This window comes from Dactylosporangium sp. CA-139066 (assembly GCF_050936175.1).
In the GTDB taxonomy this organism is placed as follows: Bacteria; Actinomycetota; Actinomycetes; order Mycobacteriales; family Micromonosporaceae; genus Dactylosporangium.
In genome coordinates this window covers 1,647,845-1,667,026 of the sequence record NZ_JBNJNH010000002.1, presented here as the reverse complement: position 1 = coordinate 1,667,026, position 19,182 = coordinate 1,647,845, and the positions used below count along the sequence as shown (strand labels likewise).

14 protein-coding genes, 1 tRNA gene and 1 pseudogene are annotated in these 19,182 nt (G+C 67.0%); 8 read left to right on the top strand and 8 right to left on the bottom strand.

The features are described 5' to 3' along the window. Both ACQEVU_RS52470 and ACQEVU_RS52465 read right to left on the bottom strand, forming a co-directional pair. Positions 1 to 1,311: an ATP-binding protein gene (locus ACQEVU_RS52470; protein WP_433338276.1), complete on the bottom strand. Its 1,311-nt coding sequence runs from the start codon at positions 1,309 to 1,311 to the stop codon at positions 1 to 3. A gap of 85 nt (positions 1,312 to 1,396) precedes the next feature. Beyond that, a complete protein-coding gene (locus ACQEVU_RS52465; RefSeq protein WP_433339745.1) occupies positions 1,397 to 1,777 on the bottom strand; it encodes a very short patch repair endonuclease in 381 nt (126 codons plus the stop codon). 683 nt (positions 1,778 to 2,460) lie between these two features. Here ACQEVU_RS52465 and ACQEVU_RS52460 point away from each other — a divergent pair. Further along, positions 2,461 to 2,925, top strand: coding sequence for a hypothetical protein (locus ACQEVU_RS52460; protein ID WP_433338274.1), 465 nt, complete (start codon positions 2,461 to 2,463; stop codon positions 2,923 to 2,925). Positions 2,926 to 3,110: 185 nt separating this feature from the next. On the opposite strand, the pseudogene ACQEVU_RS52455 reads toward ACQEVU_RS52460, so the two are convergent. After that, positions 3,111 to 3,197, bottom strand: a pseudogene (locus ACQEVU_RS52455) (IS5 family transposase); the annotation flags it as partial. A gap of 463 nt (positions 3,198 to 3,660) precedes the next feature. Between ACQEVU_RS52455 and ACQEVU_RS52450 the strand changes: the two are divergent. From ACQEVU_RS52450 to ACQEVU_RS52440, 3 genes are read left to right on the top strand one after another with little or no spacing between them, the layout of a single operon-like run. Beyond that, positions 3,661 to 5,097 (top strand): ATP-binding protein, encoded by a 1,437-nt coding sequence (locus ACQEVU_RS52450; protein WP_433338272.1) that lies wholly within the window; start codon positions 3,661 to 3,663, stop codon positions 5,095 to 5,097. Further along, positions 5,081 to 7,855, top strand: a complete 2,775-nt coding sequence (locus ACQEVU_RS52445; RefSeq protein ID WP_433338270.1) for a Z1 domain-containing protein — start codon at positions 5,081 to 5,083, stop codon at positions 7,853 to 7,855. The genes ACQEVU_RS52450 and ACQEVU_RS52445 overlap by 17 nt, the downstream gene beginning before the upstream one ends. A 23-nt stretch (positions 7,856 to 7,878) precedes the next feature. Beyond that, the gene (locus tag ACQEVU_RS52440; RefSeq protein ID WP_433338268.1) at positions 7,879 to 8,919 is read left to right on the top strand and encodes a PD-(D/E)XK motif protein; all 1,041 of its coding nucleotides are present in this window, start codon (positions 7,879 to 7,881) and stop codon (positions 8,917 to 8,919) included. A 57-nt stretch (positions 8,920 to 8,976) separates the two neighbouring features. Here ACQEVU_RS52440 and ACQEVU_RS52435 read toward each other — a convergent pair whose 3' ends face one another. Further along, positions 8,977 to 9,954: a DUF4268 domain-containing protein gene (locus ACQEVU_RS52435; RefSeq protein ID WP_433338266.1), complete on the bottom strand. Its 978-nt coding sequence runs from the start codon at positions 9,952 to 9,954 to the stop codon at positions 8,977 to 8,979. Positions 9,955 to 10,659: 705 nt separating this feature from the next. Further along, positions 10,660 to 10,732, bottom strand: a tRNA-Thr gene (locus ACQEVU_RS52430). A gap of 215 nt (positions 10,733 to 10,947) precedes the next feature. On the opposite strand from ACQEVU_RS52430, the gene ACQEVU_RS52425 reads away from it, so the two are divergent. Continuing rightward, positions 10,948 to 12,039 (top strand): ABC transporter ATP-binding protein, encoded by a 1,092-nt coding sequence (locus tag ACQEVU_RS52425; protein ID WP_433338264.1) that lies wholly within the window; start codon positions 10,948 to 10,950, stop codon positions 12,037 to 12,039. A 45-nt stretch (positions 12,040 to 12,084) separates the two neighbouring features. Here the strand turns inward: ACQEVU_RS52425 and ACQEVU_RS52420 are convergent, their stop codons facing one another. Genes ACQEVU_RS52420 through cysS form a run of 3 tightly spaced genes read right to left on the bottom strand, consistent with a single transcriptional unit; the run spans position 12,085 to position 17,153 of the window. Next, on the bottom strand, positions 12,085 to 14,616 hold the full coding sequence (locus tag ACQEVU_RS52420; protein WP_433338262.1) for an Hsp70 family protein: 2,532 nt from the start codon (positions 14,614 to 14,616) through the stop codon (positions 12,085 to 12,087). A gap of 29 nt (positions 14,617 to 14,645) precedes the next feature. After that, entirely contained in the window at positions 14,646 to 15,740 is a 1,095-nt protein-coding gene (gene rlmB, locus ACQEVU_RS52415; protein WP_433338260.1) for a 23S rRNA (guanosine(2251)-2'-O)-methyltransferase RlmB, read from the bottom strand. A 6-nt stretch (positions 15,741 to 15,746) separates the two neighbouring features. Beyond that, complete coding sequence (gene cysS, locus ACQEVU_RS52410; protein WP_433338258.1) at positions 15,747 to 17,153, bottom strand: cysteine--tRNA ligase; 1,407 nt, start codon at positions 17,151 to 17,153, stop codon at positions 15,747 to 15,749. Positions 17,154 to 17,231: 78 nt separating this feature from the next. On the opposite strand from cysS, the gene ACQEVU_RS52405 reads away from it, so the two are divergent. The 3 genes from ACQEVU_RS52405 to ACQEVU_RS52395 all read left to right on the top strand — a co-directional run bounded on the left by ACQEVU_RS52405 (position 17,232) and on the right by ACQEVU_RS52395 (position 19,120). Then, entirely contained in the window at positions 17,232 to 17,864 is a 633-nt protein-coding gene (locus ACQEVU_RS52405; protein WP_433338256.1) for an IclR family transcriptional regulator, read from the top strand. An 84-nt stretch (positions 17,865 to 17,948) separates the two neighbouring features. Beyond that, positions 17,949 to 18,818 (top strand): phosphorylase, encoded by an 870-nt coding sequence (locus tag ACQEVU_RS52400; protein WP_433338254.1) that lies wholly within the window; start codon positions 17,949 to 17,951, stop codon positions 18,816 to 18,818. Continuing rightward, positions 18,815 to 19,120, top strand: a complete 306-nt coding sequence (locus ACQEVU_RS52395; protein ID WP_433338252.1) for a hypothetical protein — start codon at positions 18,815 to 18,817, stop codon at positions 19,118 to 19,120. Before ACQEVU_RS52400 ends, ACQEVU_RS52395 begins: the two co-directional genes overlap by 4 nt. Positions 19,121 to 19,182: the final 62 nt, after the last annotated feature.

Sequence of the window (19,182 nt, the reverse complement as noted above, 5' to 3'; positions counted from 1 at the left end):
TCACTGGGGCTCCAGGCCGAGCAGTTCTGCGACATCAGGCGACTGTTCCCGCAGCAGCTTCTCAATGGCCTCCCAAGCGGACCAGTGACCCGCCTGCATCGCGGCCATCCGTAACGCCAGTCCCGCGTTGGCTGCAGCCTGCGACACTGCGCGTTCCTCGGGCGGGTTCCTGAGATCTGCAGGAAGCGGGCGGCTCACGGAACGCGACGTCTTGCGGTAGGCGTCATCGGCAAGAATGCACAACTCGTTCACCGGCGCCTCGAGCAGCTGACGAACCTGCGGTGGCAGCGCCACCCGCATCTTTGCCACGTTGATCTGGAAGGCGGCGTCCAGATCTGTCTCGAACTCCAGCGCGGCTCTCGCCAACTTGGTGTGCTCGTCGATGCCTCGGATGCCGCTCCAGCCGCCCCACTGCACCAGACGGTCCGCGCGGTACACGTACAGGCCCTGCTGCCGGTTCCAGTTCAACGGGCCGGACAGCCGCTCGAACACCGCAGGACTGCTGAACCGGTCCCGGGCAGGCAGCACATAGCGCCGGAGCTGTACGCGTCCAGTGCCCGTCGCGGTCTCGATCTCGAACGCTTCTCGCGCTAGTTCGACGGTTGCCGGCTCGTCTGTTGCGAACGGGTCCCAGGGCTCGACCTTCTGGCCGTTGACAGTAATGACCAACTGCGGTCGCTCGGGCAGTCCTTCCAGGAACCGGTGGAACACGATGCCGAGGTGCTCCGCAGTGCGCTTCGACAGGGATTCGAGCCGGCGCCGCGCCCAGCCGCCCTCCGGACGTTTCTCGGACAGCACCCTATCGAGCGACTGCCACAGCACGACCGTGCCTGTCCCTTCCACCAACCAGCGCCGTGCCCGATCCACGGTCTCGTTGCCAGGCTGCGGATCGGTGACAACCCACTGGTCCCATTCCTCGATCAGGTCGAGATCCAATGTCCGCGCACTGGTACGCACCGTCGACTTCGAGCTACGAGTTACGACAGTAAGGACCCTGCACTGCGAAAGCGAAGCAGTCTTGAGCCCGAGCCCGTAACGTCCAAGCTCGCCTCTCGTGTACGAACGTCGCGTCCCGAAGCGTAGAGCCTCAAGCAAGGACCGCGCGGACATACCGCAACCGTCGTCGGCAATCAGCACCCGGGAGTTGGGACCGTCGTACTCAATCATCACTTCGACGCGGGTGGCGCCGGCAGTGACACTGTTGTCGACAATATCCGCCACAGCTGTCGTGAAGTCGTAGCCGATGTCCCTCAGCGAGCCGGTAAGCCGTGCAGCCGAAGGTGAAACGTCGTACCAGGCTCTGCCCGACACCTGCCGCCTCCCTACGTCGTCGGTGACGACCAGGATGCCACAACTCACCCATGATCATGAAGTTTCGACTGGCGACTCGCACTCCCTAGTTGCGCTCAGTAGCGCGTGCGTCACGGACTAGGCCCTCGATCGTGTCGGCGACTGCCTCCGGATCCTCGTGCTCCCAGACGTGCAGGACCTTCCACCCTAGTCCCACCAACTGGACATCCTTTTCTCTGTCCCTGGTCACGTTCCGCTGCAGCTTCTGCGCCCACCATTCAGCGTTGTTCTTCGGCATCGTCGAGTGCTGCGGGCACATGTGCCAGAAACAGCCGTCAACGAACACCGCCAGCCGCACCTTCGTGAAGGCGATGTCGGGCCGTCCCGGCAGCACCGGGTGATTCACCCTGTACCGCAAACCACGGCGGTGCAACTCCCGCCGCAGGCGCATCTCTGGATTGGTACGCGCTCTGGGCATCCGGCTCATCTGTGCAGACACGAGGGGGCTTAAAGGTCCGGGCTTCCGACCCGCACGCTGCACAAGCGTGCCGGTATCAGCACCCTCAACGACAGCGGGGGCACCTTCTAGCTCTAAGCCATCCCGTCGGGTCACCACGCCCTCCAGCGGTTATGTCGCCTCGGCTAGCCACCGTACAGGTCATGTCATCTGCAGCTCCGCGTGGGTTAGAGAAGCACCGTGGACGTGGCTGCAGAGCGGTCCTCGAAAACCAGCGTTGCCTGCAGTCCCTGAAATCCGACATTCGCCGATCCGACGGGTGCCGATAGGCGGGCGGCACGTGTCGGCACTGCCGCGATTGGGAGAGGGCCACCCCTTCACCCACTGGGCCAGGACCCTCAGTGTCATCCGTCCGGCCGATCCCATCCCAGCCTAGCTCTCCTTAGCTTAGGAGCCCTGAACCCAACACGCCTTACCGGTGTCCTAGTCGACACGGGCTGTCAACGCGCCCCAAAGGGCACACTCACATCTTCCACACACGGTATGCGTCGGTCACGCGTCGGCGCGGCCCGGAAACATGGCAGTCATTACCGTGGTCGCGCTAACCATACGACGAGTACGGGCCGACTCGGACTTGGATTTCATCGCCAAACACAAGAGCCAGGACGACCTCGAAAGAACCGCGTCCAGACGTGAACGAACAGGAGAACTGAATGGCACGGGTGCGCTCATTCGGCCCATCAACCCAAAACGTCAAGGTTCACCCAACAGAGGTCGACTGCGAGTACAAGACAATTTCGGACGATGCCGGCCAACGCTATCTCCATCTGAGCACCTTTGGCAGCGACGAACGGGAGGCCGAACGTAAGTCGAGCCAGAGTCTTCAACTCGACCTAATCCGCTGCCGCGAGCTTCTGGCCATCCTTGAGATGGAATTTCCGACACTCTCAGACCGTGCAGATTCGGCCCTGCCGACTAATACTGGCCCAATCGACTCGCCAGAGCTGCCGGTGCCGGACAATGAGCAGAACTCGAACAATTACATGACCGCCACCCTGGTCGAAGCCGCCGCAAAAATTATAGCGGACGAACTGAAGGCGAATGTTCAAAGTCGACAATGGGATGCCGTGCTGCTACGGACGGCCGAACTACTTCGCAACTCAACGAAACGTCAGTAGCTGGGGCTGGAGCAGGGCGATTGCGTAGTCGGTCAGCGAGCGCACTGGGAGCGTGTTTGACAATGTCATGATTCGTCGGGCCAGTGTCAAGTTGTCGCCGGGTGGCGGGTCTGCCTGGCGATCGGCAGGTCATGGTGTCAATGGCTGCCCAGCGGATCATGGCCTCGGGCGTGGCGGGGGTGGCGTTCGTAGTCGCGGGCGAATCGGCGGTGGGTAGTGAGCCAGGCAAGGGTGCGTTCGACGCACCAGCGGCGTGGAATGACGGCAAACCCGCTATCCCCTGGCCGGCCTGCCCACCGTGGCCGCGTGCGCGGTGCTGGGCCGGCGCGTCGTCGTTCGCTGTGATCACCGACTGGCTGCACGACGCGGACGCGCACGCCAGGACCCGTCTCGGGTTCAGCCGGGGTGTACCGGCCGGTACGGCGGAATGGCGACTGCCCGGTCAACCGACCCAAGGCACCCGGACTCTCTCGTCCGAACGGGCGAACCAGACACAGCAGGAAGAAGGCTAATATGCCGGGTACTTGCCCCGTTACGTCGGTGCGCATTGCGCCGAGCAGGGACACGATTGTGGACAGGTGCCTTAAGATCAAGCGCGGATTTCGACGCGGCATGCCCCACGTTGACGGGTCGATCCGGATCCGGGACTGTCCACCAAGCCGTGCGGCTCCGAACCGCAGGGGGTCCCAGCATTGACAGGTCGGCTGTAAATACGGACTGGGAGCGTAGACGCGCGTGAGAAGCGAAGAGATCATCCCGAGCGCCGCTCGGCTGATGAACTCCCTACGAGACCTAGGTTACGAATTCACCAACGCCGTCGCCGACCTCATCGACAACAGCATCAGCCACCGTGCGACCCGGATCTCCATCACCATCCACTTCGACGGTCCCCGATCATGGGTCCGGATCGTCGACGACGGCGACGGAATGAGCGGTACGCAAATATCCGAAGCGATGCGCCTCGGAACCGCGCGCGACTACGACGACTCCGACCTCGGCAGGTTCGGCCTAGGACTCAAGACGGCCAGCCTTTCACAGTGCCGGGTCCTCAGCGTGGCCAGCCGGACGAACCCGGACCGCCGGAACATCGAGGTCCGCCGCTTGGACCTGAACCACGTGACCCAGACAGACCGCTGGAGCATCCTGCACCTGTCCGGCACGGAGCGGCCGGAGGTCCTCACCCGGCCGCTCATGGACAACACCGGGACGGTCGTCCTGTGGGAGGACCTGGACCGCGTCCTCAATCTCAACGATCCCTGGGGGGCATGGGCGCAGAAGCGGCTACTCCGCCTCGCAGAGGAGCTCGACCTGCACCTCGGTATGGTCTTCGGGCGGTTCATCGCTGGCACAACACGACGTCGCCGGAAGAAGCTACAGATCACCATCAACGGAACCGACGTCGAGCCGTGGGACCCGTTCGTACGTGCCGAACCGAAATGCGAACCGCTCCCGGAACAGCAGTTCCAGGTGGGCAAGGGCTTGGTCCGGTTCACGCCATTCGTCCTGCCCCCACAACGTGAGTTCAGCAGTGACGGGGCCTGGCGGCGGGCCAGCGGCCCGAACAACTGGAACCGCCAGCAGGGTTTCTATATTTACCGGGGCGACCGGTTGATCCAGTCCGGCGGCTGGTCACGGATGCGCACACAGGACGAGCACACGAAGCTCGCAAGAGCAGCACTGGACTTCTGGCCAGACTTGGACGAGATCTTCGAAATCAACATCTCGAAGATGCGCGTCCGGCTCCCTGAAACGCTCAAGGAGCGCCTCGAACGACCTGTCGCCGCTCTCACCAAACGCGCACAGGAACGCTACCGCAGCGGCGGCGATCGGGCAGCCAAGCAGCCGCGTGCCGGACAGCCACGGCCTGCCAACCCGTCCCCGGACGCCTCACCGTCTACGACGCAAGGCGCAGCAGACCACTCATCTCCCGGTGCGGCGGCAAACGGTGCCCCGGAGGGCACTACACCGGTCAGCAACGCAGCCGGCAACGGCCGCGCTCCCGCAGCCGCGACGTCCGCACCGTTCACGATAGTCACGGCTGCGACACTCTCGGGGACTGCCGCAGCGCTCCAACGCGCGGCGCAACGTGCCGGCCAGAGCGAAGCCCTCGAGCGCATTAGAGCCGAACTACGACGTAGCGAACCGGAGGTCGCCGATGAGCTCGGATGGTGAGCAGCCAGCCGACCTGCCGATCGAAACGTACATGCGCGTCGTTCGAGCCGGGATGAGTACGGGCCTGACGCTCGAGCAGGTCCTGCAGCAGTTCGTCCCTCCTGGGATGCGCGAGGAAATAGGCCGCCGATGGTCGGCGGACAGGGTCACACTCGAACCGGTGACGGTCCTGTCACGCGGTGGCCCAAGACCGTGGTTCGAGACCCACGACCCTGCGGCCGGCTACTACTGGCCGCGGCTACGGGACTGGCTCCTGCTGGAGCGGGGCCGCACCGAGAGCGCGATCGACGCGATCGACACCGCGACAGACCGGATCCTGTCAATGCTGGAGGATCCCCGGCCGGGTGGGCCGTCCACCTTCCAGGTCAGAGGCTTGGTCGTCGGGTACGTGCAGAGCGGCAAGACGGCGAATTTCACGGCACTCATCGCCAAGGCGTATGACGCCGGGTACCGCATCGTCATCGTGCTGTCCGGCATCCACAACTCACTCCGCCGCCAGACCCAGCTGCGGCTGGAGGACGAACTCGGCCTCGCGCCCGACGAGCCGGGTCGACGGGGGGTCGGTGCGCCGGAACCCCATCGGCAGATCATCAGAATGACGGGAGCGGAGATCTGGCAGGACTTCCACCCCGGAACCGCCGATCCGAGCCTGCTGCAGGGCAGCGTTCCGCTGATCTTCGTCATCAAGAAGAACGCAAGCGTCCTGCGCCGACTGGTCAACTGGCTCGAAGAGCGGCAACCCGTCCATCCGCCGGTACTGGTCGTCGACGACGAAGCCGACCAGGCGAGCATCAATACGGGCGGTAACCGACCGCTTGAGGAGGTCGTGGATCTCCTGGCCGACGACGTTGAGACAGCCGTGGACGGACTCGCCCGAGTCGCACCCCAGACGCAGGCCGAGGAGATCAACCCCTCGGTGATCAACGGCTTAATCCGGCGCCTGCTGCACCGCCTGCGCCGTGCCAGCTACGTGGGCTACACCGCCACCCCTTTCGCCAACGTCCTGATCAACCATGAGGCGATGGACCGCGAGGTCGCTGAGGACCTCTACCCGCGCGATTTCATAGTGTCGCTCCCACCACCCGCCGGCTACTACGGACCCGAGCGCCTGTTCGGCCGTGAGGCCCTCGCCGGCGAAGGAGGGGAGGACGTACCGGGCTTCGACGTCATACGCCGAGTCCCCGACCACGAAGCCCGAATAGTCACGCCGGCACGCGGCGCCGCACCGGTGAGTGAGCTTCCCAGCAGCATCGACGACGCCTTGGCCGACTTCATCCTCGCCATGGCCGCCCGTGACACCCGCACCGGGGCACTGCCAGCGTCGGCGATGTTGATCCACGGCTCCCCCTACACCTACCAGCAAGACGCGATCGCGGCGCTCGTCCGCGAACGCCTCGCTGTGCTACGTCAACGGTGGCGGTACGATGCTGCAACCACCGGACCGGAGCTGGCTCGCCGCTGGCAGGAAAAGTTCGTCCCGGTCACCATGTCGATCGCGCCGGAGCGTGAGCTGTCGTTCCAGGACATTGAGCCTGCGCTATCCAGAATCTTCCGCGGCGAGATCCCCGTCCTCGTTCTGCACAACCGCTCGAGCGATGAGCTGGACTACGGACGCAATCCAGATCTCCGCGCTGTGGTCGTCGGCGGCAACAAGCTCTCACGCGGCCTGACGATCGAAGGTCTGCTCGTGTCTTACTACGTCCGAGCGGCGAACTACTTCGACACCCTGCTACAGATGGGTCGATGGTTCGGCTACCGCGAGGACTACGTCGACCTGACACGCCTGTGGACCACCGATGACCTTCGCCAGCGGTTCCGAGATCTCGCGACAGCGGAGGAGGATCTCCGCCGCGAGATCCGCCTCTACGAGGTACTGGGCAGGACCCCGCGAGACTTCGCGCCACGAATCCGTGCCCACGAGTCGATGCGTATCACCGCGAGCAACCGGATGGGTAGCGGTCAGGAGATCAGCTACGACTTCTCCGGCACGCTCTTCCAGACCATCATCTTCCGGCTGGATGACCCGGATTGGCTGAGCAGAAACGTCGAAGCAACCCGGTTGCTGTTGAGCCGCCTCGGCACCCCGAACGCTGTCAGCCGCGACGGACTTCCTGCCTGGAAGGACGTCGACTGGCGGACGATCGAGCAGTTCCTTGGCGGCGAGACCGGCTACCAGACCGCGCCGGGCTCTCAACGATCAAGTCTCGACCTTCGTGAGTACATCGCCGCCCAGACGAAACATCACGAGTTGACCCGCTGGCGGGTCGCCGTCCGGGCACGTCAGTCCGAGGACGCCCTGCTGGGCAGTGAAGACCTCCGGATCGCCGGTCATGAGCGGGTCGCGTGCATCAGCCGGGCACGCGACGGACAGTCGGACTCGAGCATCGGCACACTCGTCAACCCGGTGAGCCGCAAGAACCCGGGAGCCGGTGACGAGGACATCGGCCTTACCGACGTCGATCGGAAATGGGCTGCCGAGATGACTGAGGCGAGTGACGTGAGCTATCCGGTGGCGCTGCGCCACCGGAGACCCGCTACCGAAGGCCTGCTGCTGCTCTACCCGATCAGCAAGTACAGCAGACCCCGCGAGACTGACGCACCGCCGTCCGAACGTAAGGGACCACCCAAACAGAACCTGTTCGAGAACCCCGATGAACGGGGCGGCACAGTGATCGGCATGGCGATCAGCTTTCCAGCGTCGGAGAGCCCGGCCACCATCCGGTACGTGGTCGGCTCGGCCGGACCCGTCACCTCATGACGCTCGAAGAAGACAAACCGGGCATGGGCGACGCCGAACTAGAGATCTTGTGGAGTTCGATTCCCCGACCGTTCGGTCCTCTGCTGGAGGCACACCGGCTCACAGACTGGGCCGGCGGTCCCGTTCTCGTTGCTATCGATGGACACGGAACACGCCATCTCCTGATAGCGATACCGGATCGGAACGGCCCTCCGCTGCCACGACCGGCAAGGGGCCTGCAGATCAAACTGCGGCAGCTGCGCATCCGGCACGCCGGAGAGGGGCTGTGGCTGGACCTCACGTGTCCGGAGCCGACGCTCCTGCGCATGTTCAACGCGTTCACTGGAGACGTCCTGAAGGCACTCTCCAGGTCCCAGATTGCCGACTCCGCCCTCGTCATCGCCGTCGCCGTCGCCGTCGCCGTCGCCGTCGCCGTCGCCGTCGCCGAACAATGGCGCCGCTTCTGGACGGCATCCACAGACGGGCTCGGAAGACAAGCCCAACTCGGTCTGCTGGGTGAGCTCTGGCTGCTCAACAACTGGCTCCCTGCCGTGACACTGCGGGCGCTCCAGTCCTGGAAGGGGCCCCTCGGCGGGCGGCACGACTTCGTCAGCGACGGCCTTTCCGTCGAAGTGAAGACATGCGGGAGGGCCACCGGCCCCACCCTCCACTACATCGGTTCACTCGACCAACTGGCGCCTCCGGAATCCGGCACCCTGCTACTGCTTTCCCTGAGGTTCGCACCCGACCCGCTCGGAAGCGTCAACCTCGACGCGATGATCAGCACCACTCGCCAGAAGGTGGCAGGGGACCAGGCCCGCACCGACGAACTCAATCAGCGGCTCGCCGCTGCCGGATGGTCACCGGCGGACGCCGGCCGTTACCAGCACCCCTGGCGAATCACCGCGCAGACTCTCTATGAGGTCCGTCATGACTTTCCCCGGCTCACGGCCGAATCCTTCACCGACGGGCTCCCCCCTGGGATCACTGATGTGGCCTACAATCTCGACACCGCAGCCTGCGAGCCATGGAAACTCACCGACAAACCGGACACCACGCTCCGTCTGTCAGCGCTCGCGTCCTAACGCCGTACCCACGAACCAGCAGTAGTCGCAGAGCCCTGGCCACACCGGCCATGACCACTATCCGGCAGTGGACGAAATCTGGAAGATCCCGGCCATTGCCGTTCTGAGACGCGTCTGGCGCGCAATGAACCACTCGGCGTAGTCGTCCCAATGCTCGGTGCGGCCGATCTGACCGGGCCGGTAGTCAGCTATCCGGCAACCCTTGCTACCGACCAGTTGCTCGAACTGCAACGACCCACCATATGTCGACTCGATTGACTCCCTCGCTGCGACAGCTGCTGCGAATCGCGCCTCGTTGACTGTCGCGTCTGAATCTTGGAAGAATGCCTCGCTGCACAGCCCCGCCCGACCAAACGAGCAGTTGAACACCAGGCCCGCCGTCCCCGACGGCATCGTCAACCAGTTCTGTGACTGCGCCTTCCGGGCGCGCGTCCATCCAATGTGCCGTCCGACCAGCTGATCAAGGAACCAGGTCCAGAACTGGTGGTATAGCGCTTGGCGTACGCTCTGCCCTTCAGACGCAGCTTTCGCCTTCACTGTCTTACCCCAGTCATTGGGCTGGGCTACGACCGTGAGCAACGGCGCAGGCAGAGAGGAGCCGATGCGCACTACGCCGATTTCGACACCAAAGAACCTGGTCGACTCGTCGGTGCGGCTGTTCAACCAATCCAACGCAGACCGGTGCTCCTCGCGAAACCGTGTCGCGATCCAAACCACGTTGACGGCATTGGTACCGCCAGCATAGGTCAGCAACTGGCCGAGATGTGAGTGGTCCGTGGGAGTGAGCTGATTCTCAATGATCACGCTCTCTCCTGTGGCGCGGTCCACCCCGATGAGATCGAGCGAAAAACTCCCGACAGGGTGCTCGGCTGTCGAAAGATCGAGATCCATTCCCAACGCCTCGCCAACGACATCGGCGTTTGCAAGCAACCACGGGGTGAAGTCGTACGCCTCATGTGACCACACGCCGCGGGCGTTGACCGACTCGAGCTTCCCGAGTTCCGGAAGATCGTCGTGCGTTCCGTTGCCATCCACGCTCCAAACTCTAGCCAGCCAGCGGCGGCCTGTCGGTGCCGACGGCGGGACGATGCCGCCTCCGCGCCGCTGCTGTGAATCGTCGACAGTCACGGCATGACGTCTCCCGACGAGGGCCGAACTGACGCTTGCACTGACCGCGAAGGGCGGAACTCCGATGTGCCAGCGGTTCGGCCGTCAACCGCGATGCCGTTGACGGCCATCAAGTTTTAACAGCTGACGGTTGAAACGACGGGCTGCCGCAAGGCCCCAAGCCGCCACCCAATCCGTGGACGCTTGCACGGCTCAATTGGTGGATGTCACGGTCTCAATGGAAACCGCTGACCACTTTGGCACTGTCGACGAAGCCGACGGTCGCGACGAGGCGTCGAGCGTCGGCACCGCCAACGGCGAGTCTCCGATCGCCTTGCTTGTCGCACTCCGGGTACCCGCCACACCCTCAGGCGTGCCCTGCGCCGTGGCTCGAACTCGAGGTCGACATGTGGCACACGGTCCGCCAGCAATAGCAGCGGGATGAAGCACCGCCTCGCGACTCGGCGAACTTGGAGGGGATAGCAGTTGAGCCCGGCGATCGCGCGGTTGCCCGCGGGCTCGTCTTTCGCTGCGCCCACCCGTCGAGCACAGAATGAGCACGGCGCACTCGCGTAAAGTCCGCCAAGATCGACAAATTGCACACAACGAACAGGCCAGGGGTTTGACCAGGAGAGCCGACGGGGGGACTTGAACCCCCAACCTTCCGATTACAAGTCGGGTGCGCTGCCAGTTGCGCCACGTCGGCCTACCCGCACGATCGTAGCGGCTCCACGTGGCGCTCCGCGCTCAGGATACCTCGGGGCAAAACCACCCAAAACTGCGCCAATGTGGGTCTCTCACTTGGCAGGGGCGTCATCAGCGCTTAACCTTTGGCCTACTCCGCGCCCGCACCGCCGCTGGCCGGAGGTACTTCTACTCGGATCGTCCGGCACGTTCCTGCCGGTGGAAGGTGGCTACCCCATGGCTACAGTCACGTACGCGAAGGCGTCCCGGATCTACCCGGGGACCCCGCGGCCCGCGGTCGACCAGCTCGACCTCGAGATCGGCGACGGCGAGTTCCTCGTTCTGGTTGGGCCGTCCGGCTGCGGCAAGTCGACCTCGCTGCGCATGCTCGCGGGGCTCGAGGACGTCGACAGCGGTGACATCCTCATCAACGAGCGCAACGTCACGCACCTGCCGCCGAAGGCGCGCGACATCGCGATGGTGTTCCAGAACTACGCGCTGTACCCGCACATGACGGTGTACGAGAACATGGCCTTCGCGCTCAAGCTGCGCAAGACGCCGAAGCACGAGATCGACCGGCGCGTCAAGGAGGCAGCGGCGATGCTGCAGCTCGAGGACTACCTCGGGCGTAAGCCGAAGGCGCTCTCCGGTGGTCAGCGGCAGCGTGTCGCCATGGGTCGCGCCATCGTGCGTGAGCCGCAGGTCTTCCTCATGGACGAGCCGCTGTCGAACCTCGACGCCAAGCTCCGTGTCCAGACCCGTTCGCAGATCGCGACGCTGCAGGCCAAGCTCGGCATCACCACCGTGTACGTGACGCACGACCAGGTCGAGGCCATGACCATGGGGCACCGGGTGGCCGTACTGCTGGATGGTGTTCTGCAGCAGGTCGACTCGCCGCGTGCGCTGTACGACCGGCCGGCCAACGTCTTCGTCGCCGGCTTCATGGGCTCGCCGGCCATGAACATCAAGACCGTGCCGCTGAGCGACCAGGGTGGGCGCTTCGGCGACGTCATCCTGCCGCTGACCCGCGAGCAGATTGCGGCGGCGCAGTCGGACGGGGCCAACGGGCGCGTGACCGTCGGGTTCCGGCCCGAGGACACCGACCTGGTCGGGCCGAACGACGGCGGCATCCCGATCACGGTCGACCTGGTCGAGGAGCTCGGCTCCGACGCCTACGTGCACGGCACCGTGGCCCTGGAGGGCCAGGACGAGCGCTTCGTCGTCCGCGCCGACCCGCGCCGCACGCCGCGTCTAACCGAGATCGTGTACGTCCGCCCGCACGCGAACACGCACCACGCCTTCAACGCGGCGACGGGCCGCCGGATCTGAAGTAGCTAAACGAAGGGCGGCGCCTGGCCAAGGCGCCGCCCTTCTTTATGCAAAGTCCCAGACCTGTAGCTTCGCGCCGGCGAGGCACGCAATCTTCGTGGCGTTCCACGAACAGCTCGAGCTTGCCACCTTGGGAAGCGTCCCGAGCGCGACCCGCTCACCACTGGAAGCCGTCACGCCGACCAGCGACAGCGCCGCCGGATACGGCGACGGGGCCTTCCCGAAGAACAGCAGGCTCCCGTTCGTCACGCGAACCCCGAATGTCCCCTGGTCGTCCTGCTTGAGTAGCTGTTTGCCGTCCTCGCCGTACAGCCGGCTGGAGGAACCGTTGCGGGAGTCCGTGGCCAGGATCTGCTTGCCGACCGGAACCAGCGTGTCGGCGCCCTTGGCCTCGCCTTTCCACAGCTCCTTCTTTTCCGCGATCGACAGCCCGTGCACGTTCGTGTCCGAACCGTCGGAGTTGGCGTAGTCGAGCACGCAGACCCGGCCGGCGCCGCAGGTGGCAAAGGCCAGGACGCGGTGCTTGTCGTCGCCGGCGTACAGCTGGTCGGGCTCGCTCTGCTTCGTCAGGTCATAAACCTTGACCGTGTACTTGTAGCTGGTGCCGTACACGAACAGCCGGTCGTCGGCCATGTAGTACTCGGCGTAGCTGTCGGCGCTGTCGTTCCAGCTGCGCAGGATCTTGCCGCCGTCACCCGCGTCGCGCAGGTTGATTTTGTCGCCGTCGACCGAGACGTACGTCGTGCGGGACTTGGTGTCGCGGTTGGTCGGGTCGCCGTTGAAGTCGGCCGGGCCCCGCTCATCGGCGGCGTTGACCGGGCCGCGAATGATGGTGCCCTTCTTGTCGTCGTCGATCGACCACTTCGGGGCGCCGTCCCACGCGTACGCGCTGCTCTTCTTCGCCGCCCCGGAATGCACCACGAACACCGAGTCAAGGAACAGCACGCGGTCGGCGGAGGTGGAAAAATCCATCTGCGCGCGCTCTTTGCCGTTGGAGTTGTTCAGCAGCCTCAGGGTTCCCTTGGTACCCCCATCGCCGACCAGAATCAGCCCGCCCGCATTCGGATACAGCGTCCAGCGGTAGGTGTCGGTCGTGAGGTCATACGCCCACGCCTTCTTCTTGTCGTCGAGGTCGTACGCGACCAAATGGAACGCCTTGTCGGCATACCACCCGGCGTAGGTGCGCGACCCGAGCGTGGCACCGACCGGATAGGTGATCGCGCTGTCATCGCCGCCGAGCGCAAGCTCGCCGGCGTTGGTGACCGTCTTGAAGTCCACGGCGTTGATGCGGTCGCGGAAGAAGAACCAATACCCGCCCGCGGCAACCAGCGCGAGCACCACGACCGCGGCCGCAACTGCGACAAGCAACGCCGTGGGACGGCGCCGCACTGGGGGCACAACCGGGGGCGCCATGACGGGAGGCGCCGAAACGGGCACACCGCTGAAGGCCGGTGAAACCGGCGGAACAGGAGCAGTCGGCGGGGCAACCGGGATGCTCTCGGTAACGTAGCCGTTTGGAATCAACTCGGCCAAGGCGCCTTCTGCGACCGGCAGTTCGGGCTGTTCGAGTACCGTCGGCGCAATCCCAAGATCTGCATGCAAGAGCCGTGCCGCCAGGGGCAACCGTGAGGAGCCACCGACCAGAAAAAGGCCCGCCAGCTGATCCGGGCGCAAACCGGCCGAATGGATGACGTGGCCCGTGTGCCACACCGAGCGGCGGATCAGCGGCTCCGTGACCCGCTCGAGCTCCTCCCGCGTCAGGTGCAGCGCCTGGTCGCGACCCGGCACGGTGATCGGCGCGACCGTGGTCCGCGACAGCATCTCCTTGGCGCCGCGCACGTCGTCCCAGAACAGCCGCCGGTCCCGGCGCTGTGTCGTCGTCTGCGGCGCCACCAGGAACGGGGCCGGGCCGATGAACCCGCTCAGGTGCTCGACGATCGCGGCGTCGACGTCGAGGCCGCCGAGATCCTCGATGCCGCCGGAGGCGATGACCGTGAAGCGGCCGCCGTCGTTGCGGACCACGGCGACGTCGAGGGTGCCGCCGCCGAAGTCGTAGACGGCGAGGGCGCCGCCGACGGGGACGGGGCGGCGCAGGACGTCGGCGAAGTACCGGGCGGCGGCGACCGGCTCCGGCACGAGCTTCACCGGCGGCCAGCCGGCGCGGCGGGCCGCCTCGGCGAGGGCCTCGCGGCGCGGGCCGCCCCAGGCCGCGGGGTGGGTGAGCACCGCGGCGGGCAGAAAGCCGACCGCCTCGACGGCGGCGCGGGCGACCGCGGCCAGGATCGCCGCCAGCAGGTCGACGGTCGCGATCTCGCGGTCGCCGAGCAGGACGGCCGGCTCGTCGATGCGCCGCTTCGGGTTGGGCTCGAAGCGGGACGGATCGAGGCCGGCCATCCGCTGGGCGTCGCGGCCGACGTGCAGCCGGCCGTGCTCGTCGACGTACACGCCGGAGGGCATGATCGGCGCGCCGTCGACCAGCAGCGGCCGGGTGCGGCCGTCGGGGTGCCGGATCACCGCGACGGTGTTCGACGTGCCGAGATCGACCCCGATGGCGAAGCCCTGCTGAGGCTGAGTCACCGGCCCATACTAGGGTCGCCCCTCAAGATCTACTGAGCGCGACGACGGGCCACCTCGGCGAGCGTCACGGCGGCGGCCACGGAGGCGTTCAGCGACTCGACATCGGAGACCATCGGGATGCCGACGCGCAGGTCACAGGTCTGCCCGACCAGCCGCGACAGGCCTCGGCCCTCCGAGCCGACCACGACGACCAGCGGGCCGACGGCGGCCTCCAGCTCGTACAGCGACATCTCCCCGTCGGCGTCGAGCCCGGCGACGATGAAGCCCTCCTCCTGGCACTGCTTCAGGGAGCGGGTCAGGTTCGTCACCTGCGCCACCTTGACCCGAGCCGCGGCCCCGGCACTGGTACGCCACGCCGTGGCCGTGATCGCCGCGGACCGACGCTCGGTGAGGAAGACCCCGTCGGCGCCGAACGCCGCCGCGGAGCGGATGATCGCGCCGAGGTTGCGCGGGTCGGTGATCCCGTCGAGCGCGATGAGCAGCGGCGCCGGGCTCTCCAGCGACGCGGCGAGCAGATCGGCGAACGGCTCGTACGCGAACGGCGGCACCTGCAGGCCTACGCCCTGGTGCAGCACCCCGCCCGTCATGCGGTCCAGCTCGTTGCGGGACACCTCGAGGATGGCCACGCCCCGCTCGGCCGCGGTGCGCACCGCCTCCTTGACGCGCTCGTCCATGTCGATGCCGAGCGCGACGTACAGCGCCGTGGCCGGCACGTGCGTGCGCAGCGCCTCGACGACGGGGTTGCGCCCGACGAGCAGCTCCGGGCCTTCCTTGGGCTGCGCGGACTTGCGCCCCGGGGACACCCGCGGCGTCGACGTCTTCTTCGCGACGGCGGACTTCTTGACCCCGAACGGCCCCTTGCCCGCCGTGCGCTTGGTCCCGGGCTGGCCGATCTTCGGGGCGCGCCCCTCGGCCGCCGCGGCCCGGCGCTCCTTGTCCTGCTTCCAGGCGGTGCGCTGCGGCAGCTCCTCGTCCCCGGAGTACCCCTTGTGCCACGGCCTCTCGTCGGCGGGCAGCGTGCGGCCGCGCCCGGCCAGACCCTGGCGGTTCTTGCCGCCGGAGCCCTTGGTGGCGCCCTTCTTCGACGCGACGCGCTTACCGCGGCGCTCGGAATTTCCTGGCATCTAAGTTCAGTGCTCCAACGTCCATCGTGGACCGGCCGCGGTGTCCTCCACCACGACGCCGGCCTGCTTGAGCTGGTCGCGCACCGAGTCGGCGGCCGCCCAGTCCTTGCGGGTGCGCGCCGCGGCGCGCTGCTCGAGGGCGAGCGCCACCAGCGAGTCGACGACCTTCGTCAGGTCGCCGGCCTCGCCCGAGCGCCACTGCGGGTGCAGCGGGTCGACGCCGAGCACGTCCAGCATGGCCCGCACCTCGGCCAGCGCAGCGCGGATGGCCGGCACGTCGGCCGCCGTCAGCGCCGCGTTGGCGTCGCGCACCGCATCGTGCACGACCGCGAGGGCCCGCGAGGTGTTGAGGTCGTCGTCCATCGCCTCCGCGAACGCCGCTGGTACCTCACCCAGCTCGCCGGCGCCGACTTGCTCGGCGGCGCGCGTCACGAAGTTCTCCAGCCGCCGGTACGCCGTGGCCGACTCCGCCAGCGCCTCGGGCGAGTAGTCGATCACCGAGCGGTAGTGGGGTGCGAGGAGGTAGTACCGCACCTCGACCGCCCGTACGCCGGACTCCTCCAGCGTCTCCAGCGACACCACGTTGCCCAGCGACTTGGCCATCTTGGTCCCGCCGAGGTTGAGCAGGGCGTGGTGCACCCAGAAGCGGGCGAAGCCGTGCCCGGCCGCCTTCGACTGCGCGATCTCGTTCTCGTGGTGCGGGAACTGCAGGTCCAGGCCGCCGCCGTGGATGTCGAACTCGGTGCCGAGGTAGCGCCAGCACATGGCGGAGCACTCGATGTGCCAGCCGGGCCGCCCGGGCCCCCACGGCGAGGGCCAGTTGGCGTCGGCGGGCTCGTCGGGCTTCGTGCCCTTCCACAGCGCGAAGTCGCGCGGGTCGCGCTTGGCCCGCGCGGGCCCGTCGGCGGCCGGCTCCATGGCGTCGGGCTTCTGCCCCGACAGCTCCCCGTACTGCGGGTAGGAGCGCACGTCGAAGTACACGTCGCCGCTGCCGTCGGTGGCCACGTACGCGTGCCCGTCGTCGATCAACAGCTTGATCAGCTCGTGCATCTCCGGGATGTGGCCGGTCGCGCGCGGCTCGTACGTCGGCGGGAGCACCCCCAGCCGCAGGTAGGTGGCCGACAGCAGCCGCTCGTTGGCATACGCGATCGACCAGAACGGCTGCCCGGCCTCGATCGCCTTCTGCAGCACCTTGTCGTCGATGTCGGTGATGTTGCGGATGAACGTCACCTGGTAGCCGGACTTGGCGAACCACCGGCGCAGCACGTCATAGTTGACGCCGGAGCGCAGGTGCCCGATGTGCGGGCCGGCCTGCACGGTGAGCCCACACAGGTAGATGCCGACCTGCCCGGGCGTCTTCGGGACGAAGTCCCGGACCGATCGGGTGGCGGTGTCATACAGGCGTAGGGTCACACGTGCAAGAGTAGCCGCCGCGGCTGTTTCGCACGGCGGCCGGAGTACCGACATCGCCGGTTCACATAGCCTGTGTGGGTGGCAACCGAGACGGCGCAGACCCTGGACCGCGGATTGCGCCTCCTCCACCTCGTCGCCGACTCCCCCGCCGGCCTGACGATGACCGAGGCCGCGACCCATCTGGGCGTCGGCCGCGCCGTCGTCTACCGCCTGGCCGCGACCCTCTCCGAGCACGGCATGATCCGCCGCGACCGCTCGGGCCGCCTCCGCCTCGGCGCCGGCGTGCTCCACCTGGCCCGTCGCGCCCAGCCGCTGGTCGCCGACGCTGCGTTACCCGCCCTGCGCCGCCTCGCCGAGTCGGTGGGCGCCACCGCACACCTGACCATCGCCGATGGGGGTGAGGCCTATGCCCTCGCCGTCGTGGAGCCGAGCTGGACGCAGTTTCACGTGGCGTACCGCACGGGCTCCCGCCATCCGCTGGAGTCCGGCGCCGCGGGCAAGGCGATCCTCGCCGGCCGCCGCGGCGACTTCACCGCCATCACGACAACGGGCGAACTGCAACAGGGCGCCCACGGCGTGGCGGCCGCCGTCCCGGGCGTCGAGGGCCTCGAGGCGAGCGTCGGCGTGGTCGCCCTGACGGAGCTGGACCCGGCCACGGTCCCCGGCGAGGTCACCACCGCCGCCGCCACGATCGCCAAGGCCCTGTCATAGCCGGAACGGGTTAATCCTTCCGGGTGCCGGCCCCGGCGCCTCGACCGATTCGCTTCGAACGGCCCGTGCTGAACCATCAGTACTGTGATATCGGTCGTCCTGACGGCGCTCGAGGTCGAGCATGCGGCCGTCGTCGAGCACCTGTCCGGCCCGCTGACCGAGCGCACCGAGCGCGGCCTGATCTTCGACGTGGGCACGTTCGGCCGCGACAACGCCTGGACGGTCGCCGTCGCGCAGGTCGGCCCCGGCAATCCGGGAGCCGGCATCCTGCTCGAGCGCGCCGTGACCGCGCTGCGCCCCGACGTCGCGATGTTCGTCGGCATCGCCGGCGGCCGCAAGGACGTCACGCACGGCGACGTGGTCGCCGCCGACGCGGTCTACGACTACGAGACCGGCCGGGCCGGCGACGACGAGTACCACCCGCGGATCAAGACCGCCGCGCCGTCGTTCGCGCTGGTCCAGCGGGCGCAGGCGGTGGTCCGCGGGAACCGCTGGCAGGATCGCATCCGCGCGCACTCGCCGGCCCGCCGCCCGCGCGCGTTCGTCAAACCGATCGCCGCCGGCAGCAAGGTGATCGCCGGCGGCCGCTCGACGACGGCCGCCTTCCTGACCCGCCACTGCGGCGACGCCCTGGCCGTCGATATGGAGAGCTACGGCTTCCTCCACGGCGCGTATGTCAACACCGGCCTCGCCACCCTCGTCGTCCGCGGCATCTCGGACCTGCTCGACGACCGGTCCGCCCCCGACGACGAGGCCCGCCGGCTCACGGCGGCCCGCCACGCCGCGGCGTTCGCGTTCGCCGTCCTCGACGACTTCACCCCCGAGGCCGCGCCACCCCCGCACGAGGCCACCTACCACCAGTCGAACACGGCCGATTCCGGCGGCACGGTGTACGCCAACCAGGGCCCCGGTCCGATGATCATCTACAACACGCCTCAGGGATGGACCAGATGAGCGGCCACTACAACCAGCAAAACCACGCCAGCTCAGGCGGCATCGTCAACGCTAACCAGGGCTCGGGCCCCCAGATCATCAACTACAACGCGTACGACCCGACCGCGGAGCGCCGCCGCCGTCGCCGCAGCACCTGGCTGGTCCTGAGCGCCCTGATCGCGGACGTCCTGTACTTCTTCTACGGCATGTGGTCGTACACCGGCCGCAACACCCCGGCCGACACAGTCCGCGCGGTCGTGTACCTCTTCATGCTCGTCATCACGATCCGCCTGATCCGCAACTGGTTCCGCCGCCGCTTCTAGCCCGTCGTGGCACGTTCCCGGGAGCAAAGTCGATCTCGTGGCTTCTACCGTTCTTCTCAACA

Coding starts and splice junctions, on each gene's coding strand:
- ACQEVU_RS52465 (WP_433339745.1), bottom strand. CDS start 1,777: ATGAGCCGGATGCCCAGAGCGCGTACCAATCCAGAGATGCGCCTGCGG.
- ACQEVU_RS52460 (WP_433338274.1), top strand. CDS start 2,461: ATGGCACGGGTGCGCTCATTCGGCCCATCAACCCAAAACGTCAAGGTT.
- ACQEVU_RS52445 (WP_433338270.1), top strand. CDS start 5,081: ATGAGCTCGGATGGTGAGCAGCCAGCCGACCTGCCGATCGAAACGTAC.
- ACQEVU_RS52440 (WP_433338268.1), top strand. CDS start 7,879: ATGGGCGACGCCGAACTAGAGATCTTGTGGAGTTCGATTCCCCGACCG.
- ACQEVU_RS52425 (WP_433338264.1), top strand. CDS start 10,948: ATGGCTACAGTCACGTACGCGAAGGCGTCCCGGATCTACCCGGGGACC.
- rlmB (WP_433338260.1), bottom strand. CDS start 15,740: ATGCCAGGAAATTCCGAGCGCCGCGGTAAGCGCGTCGCGTCGAAGAAG.
- ACQEVU_RS52395 (WP_433338252.1), top strand. CDS start 18,815: ATGAGCGGCCACTACAACCAGCAAAACCACGCCAGCTCAGGCGGCATC.